General features: G+C 60.0%; 21 protein-coding genes. 4 read left to right on the top strand and 17 right to left on the bottom strand.

Translation table 11 applies throughout. From position 1 onward, the window contains the following. Positions 1 to 20: 20 nt before the first annotated feature. From AABM55_RS01035 to AABM55_RS01085, 11 genes are all read right to left on the bottom strand, one after another. On the bottom strand, positions 21 to 665 hold the full coding sequence (locus AABM55_RS01035) for a methionine ABC transporter permease (protein WP_054595074.1): 645 nt from the start codon (positions 663 to 665) through the stop codon (positions 21 to 23). Beyond that, positions 655 to 1,779, bottom strand: coding sequence for an ATP-binding cassette domain-containing protein (locus AABM55_RS01040; protein ID WP_347928584.1), 1,125 nt, complete (start codon positions 1,777 to 1,779; stop codon positions 655 to 657). Before AABM55_RS01040 ends, AABM55_RS01035 begins: the two co-directional genes overlap by 11 nt. Positions 1,780 to 1,781: 2 nt before the next feature. Continuing rightward, the gene (locus AABM55_RS01045; RefSeq protein ID WP_347928585.1) at positions 1,782 to 2,591 is read right to left on the bottom strand and encodes a MetQ/NlpA family ABC transporter substrate-binding protein; all 810 of its coding nucleotides are present in this window, start codon (positions 2,589 to 2,591) and stop codon (positions 1,782 to 1,784) included. 177 nt (positions 2,592 to 2,768) lie between these two features. Further along, positions 2,769 to 4,136, bottom strand: coding sequence for an LLM class flavin-dependent oxidoreductase (locus tag AABM55_RS01050; protein WP_347928586.1), 1,368 nt, complete (start codon positions 4,134 to 4,136; stop codon positions 2,769 to 2,771). Next, the gene (locus tag AABM55_RS01055) at positions 4,136 to 5,329 is read right to left on the bottom strand and encodes an SfnB family sulfur acquisition oxidoreductase (protein WP_347928587.1); all 1,194 of its coding nucleotides are present in this window, start codon (positions 5,327 to 5,329) and stop codon (positions 4,136 to 4,138) included. The genes AABM55_RS01050 and AABM55_RS01055 overlap by 1 nt, the downstream gene beginning before the upstream one ends. Before the next feature lie 39 nt (positions 5,330 to 5,368). Beyond that, entirely contained in the window at positions 5,369 to 6,610 is a 1,242-nt protein-coding gene (locus AABM55_RS01060; protein ID WP_347928588.1) for an SfnB family sulfur acquisition oxidoreductase, read from the bottom strand. A 311-nt stretch (positions 6,611 to 6,921) separates the two neighbouring features. Further along, a complete protein-coding gene (locus AABM55_RS01065) occupies positions 6,922 to 7,659 on the bottom strand; it encodes a hypothetical protein (RefSeq protein WP_347928589.1) in 738 nt (245 codons plus the stop codon). Positions 7,660 to 8,132: 473 nt separating this feature from the next. After that, complete coding sequence (tcyN, locus tag AABM55_RS01070) at positions 8,133 to 8,885, bottom strand: L-cystine ABC transporter ATP-binding protein TcyN (RefSeq protein WP_054595081.1); 753 nt, start codon at positions 8,883 to 8,885, stop codon at positions 8,133 to 8,135. Between the two features lie 4 nt (positions 8,886 to 8,889). Further along, on the bottom strand, positions 8,890 to 9,555 hold the full coding sequence (gene tcyL / locus AABM55_RS01075; protein ID WP_054595082.1) for a cystine ABC transporter permease: 666 nt from the start codon (positions 9,553 to 9,555) through the stop codon (positions 8,890 to 8,892). Continuing rightward, on the bottom strand, positions 9,555 to 10,355 hold the full coding sequence (gene tcyJ / locus AABM55_RS01080; protein ID WP_054595083.1) for a cystine ABC transporter substrate-binding protein: 801 nt from the start codon (positions 10,353 to 10,355) through the stop codon (positions 9,555 to 9,557). Before tcyJ ends, tcyL begins: the two co-directional genes overlap by 1 nt. Positions 10,356 to 10,619: 264 nt before the next feature. Beyond that, positions 10,620 to 11,612, bottom strand: coding sequence for a D-cysteine desulfhydrase (locus AABM55_RS01085; RefSeq protein WP_054595084.1), 993 nt, complete (start codon positions 11,610 to 11,612; stop codon positions 10,620 to 10,622). A 194-nt stretch (positions 11,613 to 11,806) separates the two neighbouring features. On the opposite strand from AABM55_RS01085, the gene epsC reads away from it, so the two are divergent. Both epsC and betT read left to right on the top strand, forming a co-directional pair. Further along, a complete protein-coding gene (gene epsC, locus AABM55_RS01090; protein WP_019691211.1) occupies positions 11,807 to 12,733 on the top strand; it encodes a serine O-acetyltransferase EpsC in 927 nt (308 codons plus the stop codon). Positions 12,734 to 13,114: 381 nt separating this feature from the next. Next, positions 13,115 to 15,079 (top strand): choline transporter BetT, encoded by a 1,965-nt coding sequence (gene betT, locus AABM55_RS01095; protein WP_162491283.1) that lies wholly within the window; start codon positions 13,115 to 13,117, stop codon positions 15,077 to 15,079. Between the two features lie 16 nt (positions 15,080 to 15,095). Here betT and AABM55_RS01100 read toward each other — a convergent pair whose 3' ends face one another. Then, on the bottom strand, positions 15,096 to 15,353 hold the full coding sequence (locus AABM55_RS01100; RefSeq protein WP_054595087.1) for a hypothetical protein: 258 nt from the start codon (positions 15,351 to 15,353) through the stop codon (positions 15,096 to 15,098). A 339-nt stretch (positions 15,354 to 15,692) separates the two neighbouring features. Here AABM55_RS01100 and AABM55_RS01105 point away from each other — a divergent pair, with 339 nt between their 5' ends. Further along, positions 15,693 to 16,094: a type II toxin-antitoxin system HicB family antitoxin gene (locus AABM55_RS01105; protein ID WP_347929986.1), complete on the top strand. Its 402-nt coding sequence runs from the start codon at positions 15,693 to 15,695 to the stop codon at positions 16,092 to 16,094. A 124-nt stretch (positions 16,095 to 16,218) separates the two neighbouring features. Beyond that, positions 16,219 to 17,256 carry an L-glyceraldehyde 3-phosphate reductase gene (gene mgrA / locus AABM55_RS01110; protein WP_347928590.1) on the top strand — a complete coding sequence of 346 codons (1,038 nt, stop codon included), beginning with the start codon at positions 16,219 to 16,221 and terminating at the stop codon, positions 17,254 to 17,256. Positions 17,257 to 17,299: 43 nt separating this feature from the next. Here mgrA and tauD read toward each other — a convergent pair whose 3' ends face one another. From tauD to gshA, 5 genes are all read right to left on the bottom strand, one after another. Further along, on the bottom strand, positions 17,300 to 18,142 hold the full coding sequence (gene tauD / locus AABM55_RS01115; protein ID WP_347928591.1) for a taurine dioxygenase: 843 nt from the start codon (positions 18,140 to 18,142) through the stop codon (positions 17,300 to 17,302). Positions 18,143 to 18,200: 58 nt separating this feature from the next. Then, the gene (gene tauC / locus AABM55_RS01120) at positions 18,201 to 19,040 is read right to left on the bottom strand and encodes a taurine ABC transporter permease TauC (RefSeq protein WP_347928592.1); all 840 of its coding nucleotides are present in this window, start codon (positions 19,038 to 19,040) and stop codon (positions 18,201 to 18,203) included. Next, positions 19,037 to 19,831: a taurine ABC transporter ATP-binding subunit gene (gene tauB / locus AABM55_RS01125; protein ID WP_347928593.1), complete on the bottom strand. Its 795-nt coding sequence runs from the start codon at positions 19,829 to 19,831 to the stop codon at positions 19,037 to 19,039. Before tauB ends, tauC begins: the two co-directional genes overlap by 4 nt. A gap of 16 nt (positions 19,832 to 19,847) precedes the next feature. Next, entirely contained in the window at positions 19,848 to 20,825 is a 978-nt protein-coding gene (tauA, locus tag AABM55_RS01130; protein ID WP_054598215.1) for a taurine ABC transporter substrate-binding protein, read from the bottom strand. A 275-nt stretch (positions 20,826 to 21,100) separates the two neighbouring features. Then, the gene (gshA, locus tag AABM55_RS01135) at positions 21,101 to 22,684 is read right to left on the bottom strand and encodes a glutamate--cysteine ligase (RefSeq protein ID WP_054595092.1); all 1,584 of its coding nucleotides are present in this window, start codon (positions 22,682 to 22,684) and stop codon (positions 21,101 to 21,103) included. Between the last annotated feature and the right edge of the window lie 167 nt (positions 22,685 to 22,851).

A 22,851-nucleotide genomic window follows, 5' to 3' on the forward strand; every position in this document is an offset into this window, starting at 1 on the left:
GTTCCCATGCCGATGATCGTTCAGCGCTTGTTCAATCCTCGAGCCAACCGATCCCCTCCCAACTGAATCACCGCCACCAGAATCACCAGCAACACAATCACCGTCAGCATGATCTGGCTATCAAAGCGCTGATACCCGTAGCGGTACGCAATGTCGCCCAGTCCACCAGCACCAATGGCGCCGGCCATGGCCGAGGAGTTGATCATCGTGACCAAAGTAATGGTGAAACCACCGACGATTCCCGGCAGCGCCTCGGGCAACAACACATGCCAGACGATATGCCAGCGTCGGCAACCCATGGCCTGGGCAGCCTCGATCAGGCCGTGGTCGACCTCGCGCAAGCTGACCTCGGCGATGCGCGCAAAGAATGGCGTGGCGGCGATGGTCAGCGGCACCACGGCGGCCCAGACACCGTAGGTGGTTCCGACGATCAAGCGGGTGAAGGGGATCAGCGCGACCATCAGAATCAGGAACGGGATCGAGCGGAACAGGTTGACGAAGGCCCCCAGCGCACGGTTCAGCGCAGGCGCTTCATAGATGCCGCCCTTGGAACTGGTGACCAGAATCACCGCCAGCGGAATACCCGCCAACAGCGCGATCAGCGATGACACGCCGACCATCAGAAACGTGTCGATAACGCCCTGCAGCAATCGATCAAACCACATAACCCAGCACCTCCACCTGTTGTGCCCAGTGACTGGCGCGCTGGTGCAACTCTTCGGCGCCCAAGGACGAACCGGTTACCGCCAATAACAATTGCCCTAGGGCGTGCCCCTGAATCCGTTCGACGCCGCCTTGCAGCAAGCGCACGCGACCGCCGAGCGCACTGAACAACGCCGCCAGATCAGGCTCATCAGTGCTGTTGCCGGTGAACTGCAAGCGCAGCACTACCGCCGATTCCGACGATTGCGCTTGCGCCTGCAAGCGGCTTTGCAGTTCTTCCGGCAAGCCATGTTGCAGAGGCGCCAGCAGGGTTTTGCTGACCTCGTGCTGCGGGTTGCCAAACACTTCCCAGACCGGTCCTTGCTCGACAATCCGCCCGTGTTCGAGCACCACCACCCGATCACAAATGTCGCGGATTACCGCCATTTCGTGGGTGATCAGAATGATCGTCAGCCCGAGACGCTGATTGATCTCGCGCAACAGGCCGAGGATCGATTGCGTGGTTTCCGGGTCGAGGGCCGAGGTGGCCTCATCGCAAAGCAGAATCTCCGGGTCGTGCACCAGCGCCCGGGCGATGCCGACACGCTGTTTTTGCCCACCCGAGAGCTGCGCCGGATAGGCCTGGTGTTTGCATTGCAGACCGACCAGTTCCAGCAGTTCACGGACCTTCTGTTCACGCTCGGCTTTCGGCACGCCGGCGACCTTGAGCGGCAGCTCGACGTTCTGCCACACGGTTTTCGCCGACATCAGGTTGAAGTGCTGGAAGATCATGCCGATCCGCCGCCGCAGCGCCACCAGACGGTCTTCATCGAACTCGCCGATGTCCACCTGATCGATCAGCACCCGACCGGTGCTCGGTTGTTCGAGGCGGTTGATGGTGCGGATCAGCGAGGACTTGCCGGCACCGCTGCGGCCGATGATGCCGAACACTTCACCGCGCTGGATCGCCAGGTCAATGCCGTGCAGCGCAGCGACCGGGCCTTGTTGGCCGTTGTAGGTTTTGCCCACGCTGATAAAGCGCACATGGGCACGGTTGAACTCAGGGTGCAGCTCGGTCTGTTCTGCACTGCTGGACGGCGGGATTTGCAGTCTAAGTTGGGCATTGGCGGCATTCATGGTCAGCCTTCCCAGCCAGCTTGGTAGAGCTTGCCGTGGGCTTTATCCAGCGCGGCGCGAACCACCGGCGAATGCTGGTAGATGTCGACGAACTTGATCAGGCGCGGGTCGGTTTTGCTTTTTGGCTGGATCACGAACTGGATCACGTATTCCTTGTGATCGAGGCCGTCGAACAGCAGCGCCGAGCCGGCATCGAAGGTCTTGGCCAGACGAATGTAGGCCGGGTAGCCCTGCACCAGATCGGCGTCGTCATACGCGCGCACCAGTTGCACGGCTTCAACCTGAAGGATTTTCAGCTTTTTCGGATTGGCGACGATGTCGTCTTCGGTCGCCTTGTAGCCCACACCCGGTTTGAGGCTGATCAACCCGGCCTTGGCCAGCAGTTGCAAGCCGCGACCGCTGTTGATCGGGTCGTTGGCGATGGCCACGCTAGCGCCCTCGGGAAGCTCGTCGAAGCTTTTGTATTTCTTCGAGTACAGGCCGACGTTGTTGATGATGCCCGGCGCAAACGGCACCAGATCAAACCCGGCAGCGGCCTTGGCGTTTTCCAGAAACGGAATGTGCTGGAAGTAGTTCACATCGATGTCGCCCGAGGCCAGGCTGACGTTCGGTGCAATCCAGTCGCTGAACTCCACCAGCTCGACCTTCAGGCCTTGTTTACCGGCCTCTTCGACCGCTGCTTCCAATGGGATGGCGAAGGCTGCGGTGGTGCCGATTTTCAGCGGTGTGTCGGTGGCGAAAGTCATGGAGCTGAAGAGGCCGAGGGCCAGGGCCAGTGCTTTGACTGGGAGGGTGAACAAGTTGTTTTTCATGGTGGGTTTCCAGTCAATTATTGAATGTGTGACTCATATTTGTGGCGAGGGAGCTTGCTCCCGCTGGGCCGCGCAGCGGTCCCAAAACCATTCAATGAGGCGTGCCTGTTAAAACTCGGCAGGAGGTTGCGCGACTGCTGCGCAGTCGAGCGGGAGCAAGCTCCCTCGCCACAACGGTTAGTGTCGGTAGGTGGATCCTGTGTGTTGCTCGGGCAAATGCGCCTCTGCGTGAAACAGCTTTTCGCGCAAGGTGCCTTCGTCATAAGCGGTCTTGTACGACCCGCGGCGTTGCAACTCGGGAATCACCAGGTCGATGAAATCGACGTAGCTTTCCGGGGTGACGATGCGGGTCAGGTTGAAGCCGTCCAGACCGGTTTCCGCGATCCAGGATTCCAGCTCATCGGCGACCTGTTCAGGCGAGCCGACCACGGTGATGTAGCGGCCGCCCAAGGCGTGTTGCTCCAGCAACTTGCGTCGGGTCCAGTCGTTGTTTTGCAGGTTTTTGGTGGCGGACTGGATGGCGTTGCTTTTCACGTACTGGATCGGTTCATCGAGTTCGTATTCGGAAAAGTCGATCCCGGTGGACGCCGAGAAATGCGCCACCCCGGCTTCGGCGCTGGCGTAGCTCAGGTATTCAGCGTGCTTGGCCCAGGCCAGCTCCTCGGTTGCACCGACGATTACGTTCAGCCCCATGAAGACCTTGATGTCCTCGGGGTTGCGCCCGGCAGCGGTGGCGCTGGCGCGGACCTTGTCCACCTGAACCTTGGTCGTGGCCTTGTTCTGGCCGCTGATGAACACGCACTCGGCGTGTTGCCCGGCGAACACCAGGCCGCGATCCGAACTGCCGGCCTGAAACAGCACCGGCGTGCGCTGCGGCGAGGGTTCGCAGAGGTGATAACCCTCGACCTGATAGAACTCGCCGTGGTGCTCGACCTTGTGCACTTTGCTCGGTTGGGCGTAGACCCGCTGCTCGCGGTCGTTGATCACCGCATCGCTTTCCCAACTGCCTTCCCAGAGTTTATACAGCACCTCAAGGTACTCATCGGCCTGGTCGTAACGTCGGTCATGTTCGATCTGTTCGTTCAGGCCCATGGCCTTGGCGGCGCTGTCGAGATAGCCGGTGACGATGTTCCAGCCGACCCGGCCACGGCTCAGGTGATCGAGGGTCGACAGGCGCCGGGCGAACAGGTACGGCGGCTCATACGTCAGGTTGGCGGTCAGGCCAAAGCCGAGGTTCCTGGTCACCGCGGCCATGGCCGACACCAGCAGCAGCGGGTCGTTGACCGGCAACTGGATCGACTCCTTGAGCGGCACATCGACCGAGTGCTGATAGACGTCATACACCCCGACGATGTCGGCGATGAACAGCCCGTCGAACAAGCCCCGCTCCAGCAACTGCGCGAGTTCGGTCCAGTACTCGACCGTCTTGTACTGGGTCGAGTTGTCCCGTGGATGAGTCCACAGGCCGTGGTTGATGTGCCCGATGCAGTTCATGTTGAAGGCATTGAGCAGGATCTTTTTTTTCTTTGTCAGAGGCGAGGGCATCAAATAGTCCCTCGCAGTGGCGGGTTTTCATCGTTGAGGTAGTAGTTGCCAATTGCGTGGTACTTCCAGCGCACCGGGTCGTGCAGGGTGTGCACGCGGGCGTTGCGCCAGTGACGATCCAACCCGTGCTCGGCGAGGGTGGCCTGGCTGCCGGACAGTTCGAACAGCGTGCTGCCGGCCGCCAGGGAGATTTCCGTGCTGATGGCGCGCGCTTCGGCCACGGCAATCGAGGCCGCCGCGATCGTTTCGGCGTTGGTGTCGGCCTGGGCGCGGTCGAGGAATTCTCCTGCACGCTCCAGCAGTGCTTCCGTCGCGTGCAGGCGAATGCTCAGGTGGCCAAAGCTTTTGATCGTCAGCGGGTCTTCGGTGGCGTTGTCATTGCCGGAGTCGATCCACGGGCGGGTTTTGCTTCGCACGAAATGCAGCGCGTCTTCATAGGCTGCGCGAGCAATGCCGGTGTCGATGGCCGCATGAAGAATCTGCGCCAGCGGGCCGACCGGGGTCGGACGTTCGAAGGCGCTTTGAAACGGGATCACGTCGTCTGCCGAGACGTAGACGTCTTCGAACACCACCGAGCCGCTGCCGGTGGTGCGCTGGCCGAAGCCGCTCCAGTCATCGATGACCGTCAGGCCCTGGCTGTCACGCGGGACGAAGGCCAGTTGCTGGACGCCGTTTTCATCGACCACCGTGGTCGGAATCCGTTGTGCGTAGATCGCCCCGGTGGAGTAGAACTTGCGGCCGTTGATGCGAAAACCGTTGCCATCGGGAGTCAGGCTGGTGACCCGGTGGAGAGCGGTTTTGGTCCCGAGTTCGGCCAGTGCATTGCCGAAGCGCTGACCGGCGAGGACTTCGGCGTACAGGCGTTTTTTCTGCTCGGATGTACCGTTTACGCGCAGCACTTCGAGGGCATAAAAGTGGTTCTGCGGGATCTGCCCCAGCGAACCGTCGGCCTGGGCGATCAGTGCGATGACTTTGGCCAGGGTGACGTTGGAAACCCCCGCACCGCCGTATTCCCTGGGCACGCTGATGCCCCACAGGCCGGAGCGCGAAAAGACTTCCAGTTCGGGGTAGGGCAGGCGTCGCTCACGGTCGCGCAGGGCGCTGTCGCGTTTGAAGTCTTCGGCCAGATCGCTGGCGACGACAAGGGCTTGCTCATCGCTGGTGATGACCGCGACGGGGTGAGAAAGAGTCATGTGTTTCTCCAGAGATCTGGTCAAAAGTGTTCTGGTCGTTCAGATCCAGGAATGCCGTGCGGGTAAAGTGCCGTTCAGGTGATAAGTGCCCACGGCGTGGTACTTCCAGCGCACCGGATCGTGCAGGGTGTGCACGCGGGCGTTGCGCCAGTGGCGATCGAGGTTGAACTCGGCGAGGGTGGCGCGGCTGCCGGCCAGCTCGAAGAGCTTTTCGCTGGCCAGCAGCGAGATTTCGGTGGTCAGCACCTTGGCCTCGGCGACGGCAATCGAGGCACGGGCTGCGGACTCGGCGGTGACCGGCGCGGCGCTGACTTGATCGAGCACGTTCCCGGCTTTGCGCAGTAGCGCTTCGGCAGCGTGCAGTTCGATTTTCAGTTTGCCGATGTCGGCAATCACGTAGAGGTCATCGCTGGCGCGTTCGACGTTGGCGTCGATCCACGGCCGTGCGCGTTCGCGAACGAAGCTGATGGCGTCATCGATGGCGCCGCGGGCAATGCCGGCGTCGATGGCGGCTTGAATCAGCTGTGACACGGCGCCCTGGATGTTCGGGCTGTCGTTGATCCGCCAGTTTTCCACCACCAGATCAGCATCGACCCGCACATTGTTCAGCAGCACGGTGCCACTGGCCGTGGTGCGCTGGCCGAAGCCCGACCAGTCGTCGACGATGCGCAGCCCCGGAGTGCCGCGACGGACGAAAGCGATGACTTGCTTGCCGTCGTCGTTGAGTGCCTTGACTGCGACCCAGTGCGCGAACAGCGCGCCCGTGGAGTAAAACTTCTGACCATTGATGACGTAGCCATCACCGTCGGCGGTGATGCGGGCCTTGAGCTCCAGGGTGTTTTTGGTGCCGCGTTCCGGGCCCGCGTTGCCGATTCGCCAACCGTCGAGCACGCTCTGGAACAGCTGCTTTTTCTGTCGTTCGTTGGCGGTGTGCTGGAGCAGGTTGAGAATCCCGAAGTGGTTCTGCGGGATTTGCCCGAGTGCCGGGTCGGCCGCGGAAATGATCGCGAAGACTTCAGCGATGGTGACGAATGAAACCTCGGGGCCGCCGAACGCTTTGCCGATGGCAATACTGCCCAGGCCACTGCGGGTGAACTGTTCGATTTCCGCCCAGGGCAACTTGCGCTGTTGATCGCGTCGCGCGGCTTGCAAGCGGGCGACCTGAGCAAGTTCACGGGCTGCTTCGAGGGCTTGTGCGTCGTTGCGCAAAACCTGCGCGGGCAACAACAGCGGGGGAATGTCCAGATCACTCTGAACGTTTGCATCTGCCAGATTAGACATCAGCGCCGCTCCTTGGCTGCACGCAATGCCCTGGCGATTTGCACCGGGGTGATTATGTTCCTGACCATACCTACCTCACATCTCATGGATAAGCCGCAGCGTGCGGCGAAATCAAAATCAAGAATGTCCGGTGGTCCGGTTCATATACCCTAATAGCGTATTAAAAATTAATGAACTAACTTTTAGGAATATGCATAGAAGGGTGTCATCAGCCCTGTGGTTGTTCGCATGGGCGGATGTAACGCAACCCTGTAGCAGCAGGCTGCGCCAGCTGCTACAGGGATCTCATCGGTCGCAGGGGGCAGGGGCCTTCAGCACTTCCTGGCCGGTACTTTCAGGTAGGTATTGGCGCAGCCGACTTTCAAGGTGCGTGCCGGCGCCCAGCGCGAGTTGTTACCGACGCGATCGAGGATGCAGTAGGTGACTTCCAGCCGGTTATCTTCACCGGCTTCAAGAATCACTGAGGGCGGCACCCAGACGTTGATCGGGTGGCCGACTTCGCCGGGTTTGATCTTGGGCAGGTCCATGCGCACATCGCCCCAGCGCAGGGTGATTTCATCATCAGCCGCCATGTTCAGATAAGGTTCGATGATCAGTGGCACGCCACGTTTGATCTGGTTCGGATTGACCCCGTGACGGCGAATCATCTCGGGAATACCCAATGGCTCCAGGTGCTGGTTTTCATCTGCGCACAGGGTGTGTGGCTGACCACCCGGGCAGTCGAGTTTGACCTGGACCTGTTTCACCGCGGACAGCGCCGGGCCTTGCCCGACTTGCATGAGCCGGTAGTGGATACGCGAGCTGCCGTTGCGGATAAAACTCTCGGGAATCCGCAGGTTGAGTGGCTGACCGACTTCTGCGCGGTTGAGCACCTTTGAGGCCACATAGCAGTTATCCCAGAACAGTTCGATCAGATCACCTTCGTCCATACCGGCATAAGGTGGTATTTCGATCAGCAGGTAAGCCGCGGAAGTGATGTTGATGGCAGAGCCGGGCGACTGCGTCAGGCCGGGAGCCGCCAGTTCAACTTTGTTCGACATACAAGTCATGTGTGTTCTCCTTGAAACATCGCAGCGAAGTCCATTTCGGAAGTGTCGAAGGCGTTAGGGTAGTAGGCGATTAACTATATTCAAGTACTGTGAAATGCCTGTTAGCGCCTAGATAAGGGAGTGGTCGACGGGGTGTCAATAGACGCAAGTTGAGAACGTGGGAATGCCAGGCTATTCAGATATTTCCTACCTCTAATTAGCGATCGATGGACATGCTGTTCGGCTTTTTCCTGGGTGCGCTCGATTTGTGAGCCAGTGTTTCCAGTGTTTTTCGGCATTGAATCAGTCTGAGTGTGTTGGAGGTTACGTGGCGGGAGGATGTTGCAGGAGGTATCTATATACCGCTTTCGACTGGGGTGATTAATTAATTACGGAAATCGGCGGGAGGCGGGTGAGACGAGTCAAGTGGTGTGATAAATGTCACTTCCTTCCGTGGAAGTTGACAGTGCTTACTCTATTTTTGATGGTGATTGTTAACTTCGGGAGTTGAGGAACTTGTTGAGGAATTGTCGGGTTCGTTCTTCTTTTGGATTGGCAAACAATGCCTTTGCTTCACCTTGTTCGACAATGACGCCCTTGTCGAAAAACACCACCCGGTTCGCCACATCACGAGCAAAACTCATTTCGTGGGTAACGATGACCATCGTGCGTTTTTCTTCGGCCAGACTGCGAATGGCCGCCAGCACTTCGCCGACCAGTTCCGGATCGAGCGCCGAGGTTGGTTCGTCGAAGAGAATCACTTCCGGCTCCATGGCCAGCGCCCGGGCGATTGCCACGCGCTGTTGCTGCCCACCGGACAGCCTGCGCGGATAGGCGTCTTCCTTGCCTGCCAGGCCGACCTTGGCCAGCAGTTTTCGACCCAGCGCCAATGCTTGGTCCTTTGGCATTTTCTTCACCACCAAAGGGCCTTCGATGACGTTTTCCAGGGCCGTGCGATGAGGGAACAGATTGAAGTTCTGAAACACGAAACCGACATGCTGGCGCAACCGGCGCACCAGGCTCTGCTGCTGGTTCAGCGGGCGGCTGCCATCGATCTCGATGTCGCCGACCTTGATCCGGCCGCTGGTGGGTTCTTCAAGAAAGTTCAGGCAACGCAGGAAGGTGGTCTTGCCCGAGCCGCTAGGGCCGATGATTGCCACCACCTCGCCTTCTTCAACCTTCAGATCGATGCCATTGAGCACCACTTGACCCTTGAACTGCTTTGTCAGTTTTTCCACGACAATCATGGGGTCAGGACTCCTGGTCGTGCCGATTGACCCGCTCTTCCAACTGGTTTTGCAGGTGCGAGAGCACCGTTGCAAGCACCCAGTAGATCAGTGCGGCGGCAAGATACATGGTAAAAATTTCGAAGGTACGGGCGGTGATCAGCTGTGCCTGACGGAACAGTTCCGGCACCTGAATGGTCGCCGCCAGCGCGGTGTCCTTGACCAGCGAAATGAAGCTGTTGCCCAGTGGCGGCAACGCCGTTCGCGCAGCTTGCGGCAGGATGGCCCGGCGCAGGGTTTGCGCGCGGGTCATGCCGATACTGGCAGCGGCTTCCCACTGGCCGCGTTCGATGGAACTGATCGCGGCACGGAGGATTTCGCAGGCGTAGGCAGCCATGTTCAGCGAGAAGCCGATCAAGGCCGCTGGCAGCGGATCAAGTTCGATACCCAATTGCGGCAAGCCGTAATAGATCACGAACAGTTGCACCAGCAACGGCGTGCCGCGAAAGAACGACACATAGATGCGGGCGATCCAGCTCACCAGCTTGAAGCGCGACAAGCGCATCAAGGCCAGGCTAAACCCCAGCAACAGACCAAAGAACATCCCGCCCAGGCTGAGGATGACCGTGAAATACGCGCCCTTGAGCAAAAAGGGCGCGGAGTCCAGTGCGAGTTGGAAAGCTTCTTCCATTATTGGGTGACGTCAGCGCTGAAGTATTTTTCCGAAAGCTTTTTCAGCGTACCGTCGGCACGCAGCTTGTCGATGGCCTTGTTCACCGCAGCCAGCAGCTCAGGCTCGCCTTTGCGCAGGGCAATGCCGGCTTCCTGACGGGAGAACGCTTCGCCAGCGGCGGTGGTGTCCTTGGCCTTCTTGGCGTATTCCAGCGCGGCGAGGCGGTCGATCAGAATGACGTCGGTGCGGCCAACGCGCAGGTCCTGGAACTTGGTCGGATCATCTTCGTAGGTGCGGACTTCAGCACCCGGCACATTGGCCTTTACCCACTGCTCATAGTTGGTGCCCAGGCCTACGCCGACTTTCTTGCCGGTCAGGTCGGCGGCGGTCTTGATGTTCAGCTCCGCAACCTTCTTCGTCAGCACCAGCGCCTGAATCCCGGAAACGGTGTAAGGCTCGGAGAAGTCATACTTCTTCTTGCGCTCTTCGGAGATGGTCACCTGGTTGATCACTGCGTCCAGGCGCTTGGACTCCAGCGCCGCGAGGATGCCGTCCCATTTGGTCGGTTGCAGTTTGACCTTCACGCCCAGCTCTTTGGCCAGGGCTTCGGAGAACTCCACTTCGAAGCCGGCCAGTTTGCCGTTGGCATCGACGAAACTGAACGGTGGATAAGTGCCTTCCAGGCCGACGTTGATCACGCCAGCTTCCTTGATTTTTTGCAGCTGCTCACCGGCCACTGCTTGCCCCAACAGGCCAGCACCGAGTACCAGGCCCAGCGAGCCCACCAGCAGATTTCGACGAAATGCGGAAAAATTCATGACAAGCCCCTGTGTTTTTTTATGAAGACGTTTTTTGGAGAAGCAGGCAAAACCGAGAATTGAACGGCTGCAACATCGTGCCCTAAAAGCAGCGTATGCGTCTCGCGGCAATTGCGCCTGCGGCGCGACTATATGACGAGGCTTTTAGATGTGAAAATAATATAAATTCAGCTTGTTATTCTTTATTGGAATATAAATGCTTCGTGTAATTCCTATGGTGAGGGAGCTTGCTCCCTCACCACAGAAGATCTTTTTCCGGCTGGCTCAAAACGCCGAGCTATAGGCAAACAACGCCGGCGCACCTCCGGTGTGCAGGAAGATGATCGGGCCGTCATTGAAGCGCTGCCGGCCGATACCGTCGAGCAAGCCGGCCATGGCCTTGCCGGTGTAGACCGGGTCGAGCAACAGCCCTTCCTGGCTGGCCAGCAACTTGACGGCAGCGAGGGTTCCAGCGTTCGGCTCGCCGTAACGCGGAGCGAAATACTCGTCCCACAATTGCACCTTGAAACTCGCCGGCAGGTTCACGCCCAGCAGTTCGGCAGTGCGCTCGGCCAGGCCCTGGACTTTCGGTCGCTGGTCTTCGTCGCTGCGCGAAACGGTGACGCCGATCACCGGCAAGTCCGGCAGTACTTCGCTCAGCGCCAACGCCAGACCGCTGTGAGTCCCGGCGCTGCCCGAAGCCAGCACCACGGCGGCGAACTCCAGGCCGCTGTCCTCGATTTGCCCGGCCAGCTCCAGTCCGGCTCGTACATAGCCCAGCGCGCCCAAGGCGTTGGAGCCGCCAATCGGCACCAGATAAGGTTTTTTGCCGTTACTGCGCAGACGCTCGGCCAGGGCTTGTAACTGTTGGTCGGCGTTATCGAGGTTCTCTACCAGCTCGACCTTGGCATCGAACAAGTCCAGCAGCAGGCGATTGCCGTTGCCCAGGTAATTACTGTCATCAGTGCCGATCGGATTCTCCAGCAAGGCGACGCAGCCCAGGCCCAGTTTGGCGGCAAGCGCTGCCGTCTGACGCACATGGTTGGACTGGATGGCGCCAGCGGTGATCAGCGTATCGGCACCTTGCGCGAGCGCGTCGGCGGCGAGGTATTCGAGTTTGCGCAGCTTGTTGCCGCCCATGGCCAACGGTGTCAGGTCGTCACGTTTGACGTAGACATCACGCCCTAGCCAGGTCGACAAGCGTTCGAGTTTTTCCAGCGCGGTAGCATTGGCAAGAAGGTCCAGACGATTAAAACGAGCCAGCTGTTGTTTGATCATGGGGCCGCACGGGTTGTGGGAGATGACTGGACTATAGGCAGGCCGATTTGCTCGGGCAACCGACAATGTCGCTTATGCCAAAAAGTGTTTAATACAGCACTATTCGTTCTTAATTCCGCTTTGAGCGCATACCGTAAAGTGAACTCCGTTCAGGCGGCCTTACTGTCCGGCCGCCGCACGTGAGGAGTTTTACCGTGAGCCAGCGTTCCAGCCATTGGCAATTACAGACCATCGTCAGCCAACTGCGCACTGCCCGCGACCAGTGGCGTGCGCAGAACGGTCGTATCAGCGGCGAGCAGGGCGGGCGTGAGCTGCCATCGCGTGCGGCGATGGCGGAGATTCTCGAAGCATTGTGCGGTGCGCTGTTCCCGATGCGCCTGGGCCCGGTGGATCTGCGTGAAGAGAGCGAAGACTTTTACGTCGGGCATACGCTGGATGTGGCGCTGAACGCGCTGCTGGCTCAGGCGCGGTTGGAGCTGCGCTATGTCGCGCGACAAAGCGCCCGGGTCGATACCGAAGTCGAGGCGCGGGCGATCAGCCTGATCCAGGATTTCGCCCTGGCCTTGCCAGGTCTGCGCAGCCTGTTGGATTCCGATGTACTGGCGGCGTATCACGGTGACCCGGCAGCACGCAGTGTCGATGAAGTGCTGCTGTGCTATCCGGGGATTCTGGCGGTGATTCACCATCGTCTGGCCCACCATTTGTACCGCGCCGGGCTGCCATTGCTGGCGCGGATCAGCGCGGAAATCGCGCACTCGGCCACCGGCATCGACATTCACCCGGGCGCGCAGATCGGCCGTAGCTTCTTCATCGACCACGGCACGGGCGTGGTGATCGGCGAAACCGCGATCATCGGCGAGCGGGTACGCATTTACCAGGCCGTGACCCTCGGCGCCAAACGCTTCCCGGCTGATGAAGACGGCCAGTTGCAGAAGGGCCATCCGCGCCATCCGATCGTTGAAGACGACGTGGTGATCTATGCCGGCGCGACCATCCTCGGACGGATCACCATCGGCAAGGGCTCGACCATCGGCGGTAACGTCTGGCTGACTCGCAGCGTACCGGCCGGATGCAATTTGACCCAGGCGAACTTGCAGCATGATGACGGGACGCAGAAGTAAGCCCTGAGGCTGATGATAGTTCCAGCCATTCCCTCCTTGAGCTGGCGTGAAGGCACTCATTTTTGTGGCGAGGGAGCTTGCTCCCGTCGGCCGGTCCGCGTTCGGGCGAAGCAGTCGTCAGCTTCTATGTTTTTAGGGCCGCTGCGCGTCCCAGCGGGAGCAAGCTCCCTCGCCACAGACGTACCGCCGAACCTCGCGATTAGTCCTCACAGCCTATCCATGTTTAACTTGAACGTTCATTCAAGTTAAACCGGTGGTTCGCTGCCCGCTCACAACAGGAGGCTAGCCTTTGCTGAGTCCGTTATTGACAGCCACGTTTTACCCCCTCGAGGTGCACGCTTCATGAGTGCATCGTTCACCCCTCCAAGCGGCCAGATCCGCATGAATCCGCCGGTGTTCTACTTCGCGGCGACCTTCATTTTACTGTTCGGCCTAGTGGTCATCGCCTTCCCGCAAGAGTCCGGCGCCTGGTTGCTGGCGGCGCAAAACTGGGCGGCCAACACGGTCGGCTGGTACTACATGCTGGCGATGACCCTGTATCTGGTCTTCGTGGTGGTCACCGCCTTGTCCGGCTACGGCAAGATCAAGCTCGGTGCCGACCACGACGAGCCCGAATTCAGTTACCTGTCCTGGGCCGGCATGTTGTTCGCCGCCGGGATCAGCATCACGCTGTTTTTCTTCTGCGTCTCTGAACCGCTGACGCACATGCTGCAACCGCCGCAGGGCGAGGCCGGCACGGCCGATGCGGCACGCCAGGCGATGCAGGTGCTGTTTCTGCATTGGGGCCTCCACGGCTGGGGCGTGTTCGCGTTTGTCGGCATGGCGCTGGCCTATTTCGCCTATCGGCATAACCTGCCGCTGGCCCTGCGCTCGGCGCTTTATCCGCTGATCGGCAAACGCATCAACGGCCCGATCGGTTACGCGGTGGATGGCTTCGGCATCATCGCCACGGTGTTCGGTCTGGGCGCTGACATGGGTTTCGGCGTGTTGCACCTCAACTCCGGCCTCGACTACTTGTTCGGCATTGCCCACACCCAGTGGATTCAGGTCGGCCTGATCACGCTGATGATGGGCGCGGCGATCATCGTTGCCGTCGCCGGCGTCGATAAAGGCGTGCGGGTGATGTCCGACATCAACATGCTGCTGGCCTGTGCGCTGTTGCTGTTCGTGTTGTTCGCCGGCCCTACCCAGCACCTGCTCAATACTCTGATCCAGAACCTCGGCGATTACCTCGGCGCCTTGCCGATGAAGAGTTTCGACCTTTATGCCTATGACAAACCCAGCGACTGGCTGGGCGGCTGGACGGTGTTCTACTGGGCCTGGTGGATCGCGTGGTCGCCGTTCGTGGGCCTGTTCATCGCACGTATTTCCCGTGGCCGGACCATCCGTGAATTCGTCTTCGGTGTGCTGTTGATTCCGCTCGGCTTCACCCTGGCGTGGATGTCGATCTTCGGTAACAGCGCCATCGACCAGGTACTCAACCACGGCATGAGTGCCCTTGGCCTGTCGGCCATCGAGAACCCGTCGATGACCCTCTACTTGCTGCTGGAAACCTACCCATGGAGTAAAACGGTGATCGCCGTTACGGTGTTCATCAGCTTCGTGTTCTTCGTCACCTCGGCCGACTCCGGCACCGTGGTGCTCTCGACGCTGTCGGCCAAGGGCGGTAACGCCGATGAAGACGGGCCGAAATGGTTGCGGGTGTTCTGGGGCGCGATGACCGCGCTGGTCACCAGTGCATTATTGTTTGCCGGCAGCATCGATTCGTTGAAGTCAGCGGTGGTACTGACCTCGTTGCCGTTCTCGCTGATTCTGTTGCTGATGATGTGGGGGCTGCACAAGGCGTTCTACCTCGAATCGCAGAAGCAGATCGCCCAGCTGCATTCCTTGGCTCCAGTCTCGGCATCGTCACGGCGCGGTAAGGGTGGCTGGCGTCAGCGTCTGAGTCAGGCTGTGCACTTTCCGTCGCGTGACGAGGTGTACCGTTTTCTCGATACGACGGTGCGTCCGGCGATTGAAGAAGTGACGGCGGTGTTCGCTGAAAAAGGCTTGAACGTAGTCACCCAACCGGACCCGGCCAACGACAGTGTCAGCCTGGAAATTGGTCACGGTGAGCAGCATCCGTTCATCTACCAGGCGCAAATGCGCGGTTACTTCACACCGTCCTTCGCCCGTGGCGGGATGGGCTCCAAAGAGCTCAACAACCGTCGCTACTACCGGGCTGAAGTGCACCTGAGCGAAGGCAGTCAGGATTACGATCTGGTGGGCTACACCAAGGAGCAAATCATCAACGACATCCTCGATCAGTACGAGCGACACATGCAGTTCCTGCATCTGGTGCGCTGATCGAGGCCGGTGGTGCTCAGGCGATGTTCAAGGTCATGAACAACACCAGAGCGGCCACCGGTACGCTGAACACCATGAAGCCCACCATCAATTCGGAGATTAGCGGTTGCCCGGCGGTGATCATGCCGATAGCGCCGTTGATCACCGTCAGCGCCAGCCACAGGACGACGAAACTGTAGGTCAGGGTCTGGCGGCTGAAGCCGAGCTTTTCACCGATGAACAGCATCAGCGCCAGCAAGACCAGGCCGAAGGTGATGATGATCGTGGTGTGCATGAAGTGTGCTCCTGAGTCGGTATTTGTCATACCGAGCATAGGCGGCGTTCAGCAGAATGGCGCTTAAACCAACCCACTGGCGGGCACCTCCAATGCCGGTGTCGATGTTCTGCCCGCACAACCGACACATGTCGCCACGAGTTCGGGTGTTTGCGATGGGCTAATATTTAACCGAGTGTGTATGGTGTGTATTGGGGTGTCCCTTTGCCGGGTAAAGTCGCAGCAGATGCTGACGACAAAGGGAACAATCAACAGCATTTTGAAACAGGCGGGCTTGAAATGAGCCTGGAGAATATCGATCAACGCCCCGATGGGGGCGGATTGGAAGGGCCTATCCCCATGAAATTCCCAGTCGTACTGCACAAGGATGCCGGCTCAGATTACGGCGTGATCATCCCCGACGTTGCGGGTTGTTTCTCAGCAGGTGGAACGGTGGCGCAGGCGCTCGAAAACGTTAAAGAAGCGCTGGCGTTGCATTACGAAGGACTGGTCGCTGATGGCGATCCATTGCCGCAGGTGCGCGAGATCGACGAGCACTTCGAAAACCCGGATTACGCGGGAGGTGTTTGGGCAGTGGTCGAGTTTGATGTGACGCCGTATTTCGGCAAGTCCGTGCGTTTCAATGCAACGTTGCCAGAGCAGTTGCTGGAGCGCATTGATCAGACGGTCAGACGCGATCAACGGTACAACTCAAGATCCGGGTTTCTGGCAGCAGCGGCCCTGCGCGAACTGTCGGCGTAAGGACAAAATCAAGAACTGTATGAAACGTTTCAGCATTTAGTCGAACTCCCCGTTTTGAATGCGTTGCCTGAGCGTATGCTGGGCAACGCTGACGACTTCGTCGCTCATAACAAGAGAGGGCTCGATGACTTACACCGCTGCTGCTGATCGTTACGACTCCATTCCTTACCGCCGCGTCGGTCGCAGCGGGCTGGTGCTGCCGGCACTGTCGCTGGGCTTGTGGCACAACTTCGGCGACAGCACGCCGATCGATACCCAGCGATCCTTGCTGCGTACTGCCTTCGACCTGGGTATCAATCACTTCGACCTGGCCAACAACTACGGCCCGCCGTACGGCAGTGCCGAGATCAATTTCGGCCGTTTGCTGCGCGAAGACTTCAAGTCTTACCGCGACGAGTTGATCATCTCCAGCAAGGCCGGTTGGGACATGTGGCCTGGCCCTTACGGCCAGGGCGGTGGCTCGCGCAAATACGTGCTGGCCAGCCTCGACCAGAGCCTGCAACGCTTGGGCGTCGACTATGTGGATATTTTCTACTCCCACCGCTTCGACCCGGACACTCCGCTGGAAGAAACCGCTAGTGCGCTGGCCACCGCCGTGCAGCAGGGCAAGGCGCTGTACATCGGTATCTCGTCGTATTCCGGGGCGAAAACCCGCGAAATGGCTGCACTGCTGAAAGAGTGGAAGGTCCCGCTGTTGATCCACCAGCCGGCCTATAACCTGCTCAACCGTTGGGTGGAAAAGGATCTGCTGGACGCCACCGATGAACTCGGCGCGGGTGTGATTGCCTTCACGCCGTTGGCTCAGGGGTTGTTGACCGACAAGTACCTCAACGGCGTACCCAAAGATGCACGGGTCAATCGTCCGGGCGGTGACTCGTTGCAAGCCTCGCACCTGTCCGATGCCAACATCGCCCTGGTGCGCGCCCTCAACGAAATCGCCAAGCGCCGTGGCCAAAGCCTGGCGCAAATGGCCCTGGCCTGGACACTGCGCGACCCGCGTGTGACCTCAGCGCTGATAGGTGCGAGCCGACCAGAGCAGATTATCGAGAACGTCGGGGCGTTGAAAAACTTGAGCTTCAGCGTTGAGGAACTGGCAGAGATTGACCGGTTTGCCCAGGAGGGCGGGATCAATTTGTGGGAGAAGCCTTCGACGGCGGAATAACCCCGTAATGATCATTCCCACGCCCCACGTGGGAATGATCATCTCAGCGGAAAAACGGCACATCCCCCAACACTGTCGCCCGGTGCATCACTCGCCGTGCCGGTCGGTAATCGTCCACCGCGAAATGCTGGGTCACGCGGTTATCCCAGAACGCCACGTCGTTTTCCTGCCAGCGCCAGCGAATGGTAAATTCCGGCCGGGTAGCATGGGCGAACAGCAGCTTCAGAATCGCTTCGCTTTCGGTTTCCGAGAGCTCATTGATCTTCGTCGTGAAGCCTTCATTGACGAACAACGACTTGCGCCCGCTCACCGGGTGCGTGCGGATCACCGGATGCGACAGCGGTGGATTTTTCTTGCGGGCGGCCTCCCACTGAACCAAGGCTTCAGGCGTGGTGCCAAAGCGCTCCAGCGGGAAGGATTTGACGAAATCGTGGGTCGCGGTCAGGCCTTGCAGCAGGTTTTGCAGAGGCGTCGACAGGGTTTCGTACGCCGCAATACCGCTGGCCCACAAGGTGTCGCCCCCAAACTCCGGCAACAGCTTGGCGCTGAGCACCGCGCCAAGGGCCGGGGTCGGCAGGAAGGTCACGTCGGTGTGCCACACGGCGTTGTCACGCACATCGGTATGAGCGGTGTCGAGGATCAACACTTCTGGCTGTTCCGGTACATTCGGGTAGATCGGGTGAATATGCAGGTCGCCGAAGTTCGTCGCGAAGCGTGCCTGCTGTTGCGGGTTGATCGGCTGCTCGCGGAAGAACAGCACTTGGTGCTTGAGCAGTGCCTGCTCGATCGCATCGCGCTGTTCGAGGTTCAGCGGCTGGGAGATATCGACGCCGCTGATCTGCGCGCCGAGGGCGGTGCTGAGTGGGGTGACGGTCAGGCTGCTCATGGCTTTCTCTTCAATTCGGGCGCCGAACTGTCGGCGTAGTCAGTGCTTAAAAAACGTCTCAATGCGCCTGGCCATGCCACGGCACCAGTTTGCGTTGCAGCGCTCGCAGGCCCATTTCCATGGCGAAGGCGATCAGCGCGATCACCAGAATCCCCAGCACCACCACATCGGTGACCAGAAATTGCGCGGCCGACTGCACCATGAAGCCCAGGCCGCTGGTGGCGGCGATCAACTCGGCAGCCACCAGCGTCGACCAACCCACGCCCAAGCCAATACGCACGCCGGTCAGAATGTCCGGCAACGCGCTCGGCAAAATCACATGGCGAATCAGCTGGGCCCGGGTCGCGCCTAACGACTGCGCCGCGCGCAACTTGGCCGGGTCGACGGTGCGCACACCGGTCGCGGTGGCGATGGCGATCGGGGCGAAGATCGCCAGATAGATCAGCAACACCTTGGACAGCTCACCAATGCCGCACCAGATCACGATCAACGGCAGATAGGCCAACGGTGGTATCGGCCGGTAGAACTCGATCAGCGGGTCGAGAACGCCGCGTGCGATGCGGTTGTGACCAATGGCGATACCGACCGGCACGGCGGTCAGGACTGCAAAGCCCAGGCCCAGACCAATCCGGCTGAGGCTTGCGCCCAGATGTTGCCAGAGGGTCGAGTCCATATAGCCCGTGGTCGCCAGCAACCAGCCTTTTTGCAGGACAGCCGCCGGCGGTGGCAGGAACAACGGCTCGATCAGACCACTGGCGGTAACAGCCCACCAAACCGCGAGCAAAGCGATCAGCGTCAGTACGCTGATCCAGCGTGTGCCGAGGCTGCGACGCAGCGGAATCAGCGTCGATGGGCTGGTGGGGCTGGCCGTCGTGGCCGGGATTTCATAACTGCTCATGCGCGCTCCTGCCGCTGGGCGGCGCTGCGTTGGGAGAACACACGGGCGAGTACGTGTTCGCGGGTTTCGATAAAGCGTGGGTCGGATTTGATCGCACGAGCCGATTCGCCAGCGGCGTAACGCTGACCGAAATCCAGCTGCAGGCGCTCGACGATTTGCCCAGGGTTGGGCGCCAACAGAATCAGATCCGTGGCCAGGAATACTGCTTCTTCAATGTCATGGGTAATCAGGAACACCGGTTTGGCGGTGCGTCGCCAGACTTGCAGCAACAGTTCCTGCATCTGTTCGCGGGTGAACGCGTCGAGGGCGCCGAAGGGTTCGTCCATCAGCAGCACGCGTGGGTCGGCAGCGAGTGCGCGGGCCAGGCCGACACGTTGTTTCTGACCACCTGAGAGCTGCCAGATGCGGCGCGCATCAAAGCCTGCGAGGTCGACCAGCGCGAGCATTTCCCGGGCGCGGACTTCGCGTTTATCACGCGGCACGCCGGCCAGTTCCAGACCGAAACCGACGTTGGCCAACACGTCCTGCCAGGGCAGCAGCGCGTCGTCCTGGAACACCACGCCACGCTCGGCGCTCGGACCTTTGACCGGCACGCCGTCAAGGGTGATGCGTCCGGCGCTGGGTTCGACAAACCCGGCAATCAGGTTCAACAGCGAGGTCTTGCCGCTGCCGGACGGGCCGAGGGCGACCAGCAATTGCTGGGGCCCAAGGCTTAAGGAAATATCCGCCAGCACCGGTTCCGGGTTACCAGGGTACTGTGCGCTGATGCGCTCCAGCTGAAGCAAGGCCATCGCGGTCAACTCCCGATCAATTAGTGATGTACTTGGCGCTGACGTAAGGGGCGTAGTCCGGCAGCACAGCCTCGACCTTGCCTTGTTCCTTGAGGAACGCCGCGGTGTCGGTGATGGCCTTGGTGGTCGGCGCGCCGAGGGTGATCACCTGATCAGCCGCCAGCGGGTAGACGTTGCCTTGCAGCAGCAACGGAATGTCGCTGGCCTTGGCACCGGAGAGTTTCACCAGTTTGTCGACATTGCCCTTATCCGCCAGCCAGGCTTGCGGGTCTTTGCGGTAGCGGGCGTAGGCGTCGAGGGTGACTTTGGCGAAGGCACTGACGATTTCCGGATGCTTCTCGGCGAAATCCTTGCGCACGATCCACGCATCGAAGGTCGGCGCGCCGAACTTGGCCAGTTCGCCGGAAGTGATCAGCACGTTGCCGTTTTCCTTGGCAACACCCAGCGCCGGGTCCCACACGTAGGTCGCGTCGATGTCGCCGCGTTTCCACGCGGCAATGATTGCCGGCGGCGCGAGGTTGAGGATCTGGACTTTCGACGGGTCGATGTTCCAGTGCTTGAGCGCGGCCAGCAGGCTGTAGTGACCGGTGGAAACGAATGGCACGGCGATTTTCTTGCCGATCAGGTCCTGCGGGGTCTTGATCCCGGAACCGTCACGGGCCACCAGTGCTTCGGCGGCGCCGATCTGAGTGGCGATGAGGAAGGTTTCGACCGGAACCTTGCGGGTGATTGCAGCCGTCAGCGGGCTGGAGCCGAGGTAGCCGATCTGCACGTCGCCCGAGGCGATGGCAGCGATGATGTCGGCACCGTTGTCGAACTTACGCCAGTCGATTTTGGCGTGGGTGGCGGTTTCGTAACTGCCGTCAGCCTGGGCGACTTTGGCTGGGTCGACGGTGGTCTGGTAGGCGACGGTGACATCAGCCGCTTGGGCGAAAAAGCTCGCTGCAGCCAGGGAAGCGGCCGCCAGGAGGCGTAGGGGGAAGTGCAGTTTCATCATGAAAGTCCTCATCAGGCGGCCGGGGTTTCGGCGAGTGATGAGACTAAATGATCTAAGAATTCGAAAATAAATAACTTTTTCGAATGAGCTTATGAGCGGAAAAACCTGACAGCGAGCTGTGTACAGCATTGTGGCGAGGGAGCTTGCTCCCGCTCGTCTGCGAAGCAGACGCAAAATCAGCGACGGGTTTTATCAGGTAAAACACCATCGCTGGAATTGGGAGTCCTTCGGACTCCAGCGGGAGCAAGCTCCCTCGCCACAGAGGTGTATATCTAGTTACTGATCGCCAGAATGCTCGCCTGGTACGACCCGACAAACACGTCGAAATCGCCGACTTCGTTCTGCTCAAGCTCAGTTTGCTGGGCCAGCGACGAGCGCGCCAGCTCTTCAAAGCGCGCCTGCTCTTCGGCAGGCAGCGGCTCGCTGCGGAAGAACTCGGCGTGGGCCTGACTCTGGCGCAGGGAGAACTGGGCGAAGCTTTCCTTGTGCTCGGTCATCGCTGCCAGTACTTGCGCGGAAGGGGTCAGGGAAGGGTTCTGGATTTTCGCCAGTTGTGCGTCGAGGGCTTTGCTGTGGGCGTCGCCGCCGTGGCTCTGATCGAGCAGCGCGGCCAGCGGGGCGATTTTTTCCAGCAGCTCCAAGGCCCACTCTTTCATGTCCACCGACTGACCATCGCGTTGCAATTGCAGGCCCGGACGACGACCTTCCTTGACCACGCTGAGGAAGTTCGAGGTGGCGTTGCCGCAGGTGGTGGCGGTCAGCAGCGGGCTGTCGTTCAGCGCGCAATACAGCAGGAATGCGTCGAGGAAACGTGCCTCTGGCAAGTCGATACCCATCGGCATGAACGGGTTGATGTCCAACAGGCGCACTTCAACGTACTGAATGCCACGGGCCATCAGCGCCTGGATCGGCCGCTCGCCGGTGTAGGTCACGCGTTTCGGGCGGATGTTGGAGTAGTACTCGTTTTCGATCTGCAGGATGTTGGTGTTGAGCTGAACCCACTCACCGTCCTGGTGCGTGCCGATTTCGACGTACGGCGGGTACGGCGTGGCCACTGCTTTGCGCAGGCTGTCGGTGTAGCTGTTCAGGTCGTTGTAGCACGGTGTCAGTCCGGCTTGCGCGTTGCTCTGGTAACCCAGGTCGCTCATGCGCAGGCTGGTGGCGTACGGCAGGTACAGGGTTTCGGCGTCAAATTGCTCCAGCTGATGGGAGCGACCGCGCAGGAAGCCGGCGTCCAGCGCTGGCGAAGAGCCGAACAGGTACATCAGCAGCCAGCTGTAGCGGCGGAAGTTGCGGATCAGCGCGATATAGGCCGCCGACTGATAGTCGCGGTCGGTGCCGACAAAGCCTTCAGCCTCTTTGAGCAGCGGCCAGAGCTTTTCCGGCAGGGAAAAGTTGTAGTGAATCCCGGCGATGCATTGCATGGTCTTGCCGTAACGCAGGGCCAGGCCTTTGCGGTAGACGTACTTGAGCTGACCGATGTTGGAGGTGCCGTAGTAGGCGATCGGGATATCTTCCTCGGCCGGCAGCGGGCACGGCATCGACGGACTCCACAGGTACTCGTTGCCGAGCTTGCTGTAGGCAAAACGGTGAATCTTGTCCAGGCTCGCCAGCGTGTCCGCAGGGTCCGGCAGTGCAGGCGTGATGAACTCCAGCAGCGACTCGGAATAGTCGGTGGTGATCTGTTCGTTGGTCAGCGCGGAACCCAGGCTTTCAGGGTGCGGCGTTTGCGCCAGGCGACCTTCGCCCGTCACGCGCAGGCATTCACGTTCGATGCCGTGAAGACACTGTTCGAGCAGAGAGAGGTTAGCGCGCTCGCCGAGCAGAGCCAGGCGGCGGTTGAGAAGTTCGCTCAAGTTGGATTCCTTCACGCGTCAGTCGCCCCAATATGGGGGTGGGCAGGACGGTCTACAAGGGTGAAGTTAAAACTGGCGTTTTCGCCTCATTATCGAGCTGCAATGACCCACTCGCAAAGGCCAATACTCCATCCCTGAAACTGGCTATCGCGCACGAAGAAACGTCG

The sequence above is a fragment of the Pseudomonas helvetica genome, from assembly GCF_039908645.1.
In the GTDB taxonomy this organism is placed as follows: Bacteria; Pseudomonadota; Gammaproteobacteria; order Pseudomonadales; family Pseudomonadaceae; genus Aquipseudomonas; species Aquipseudomonas helvetica.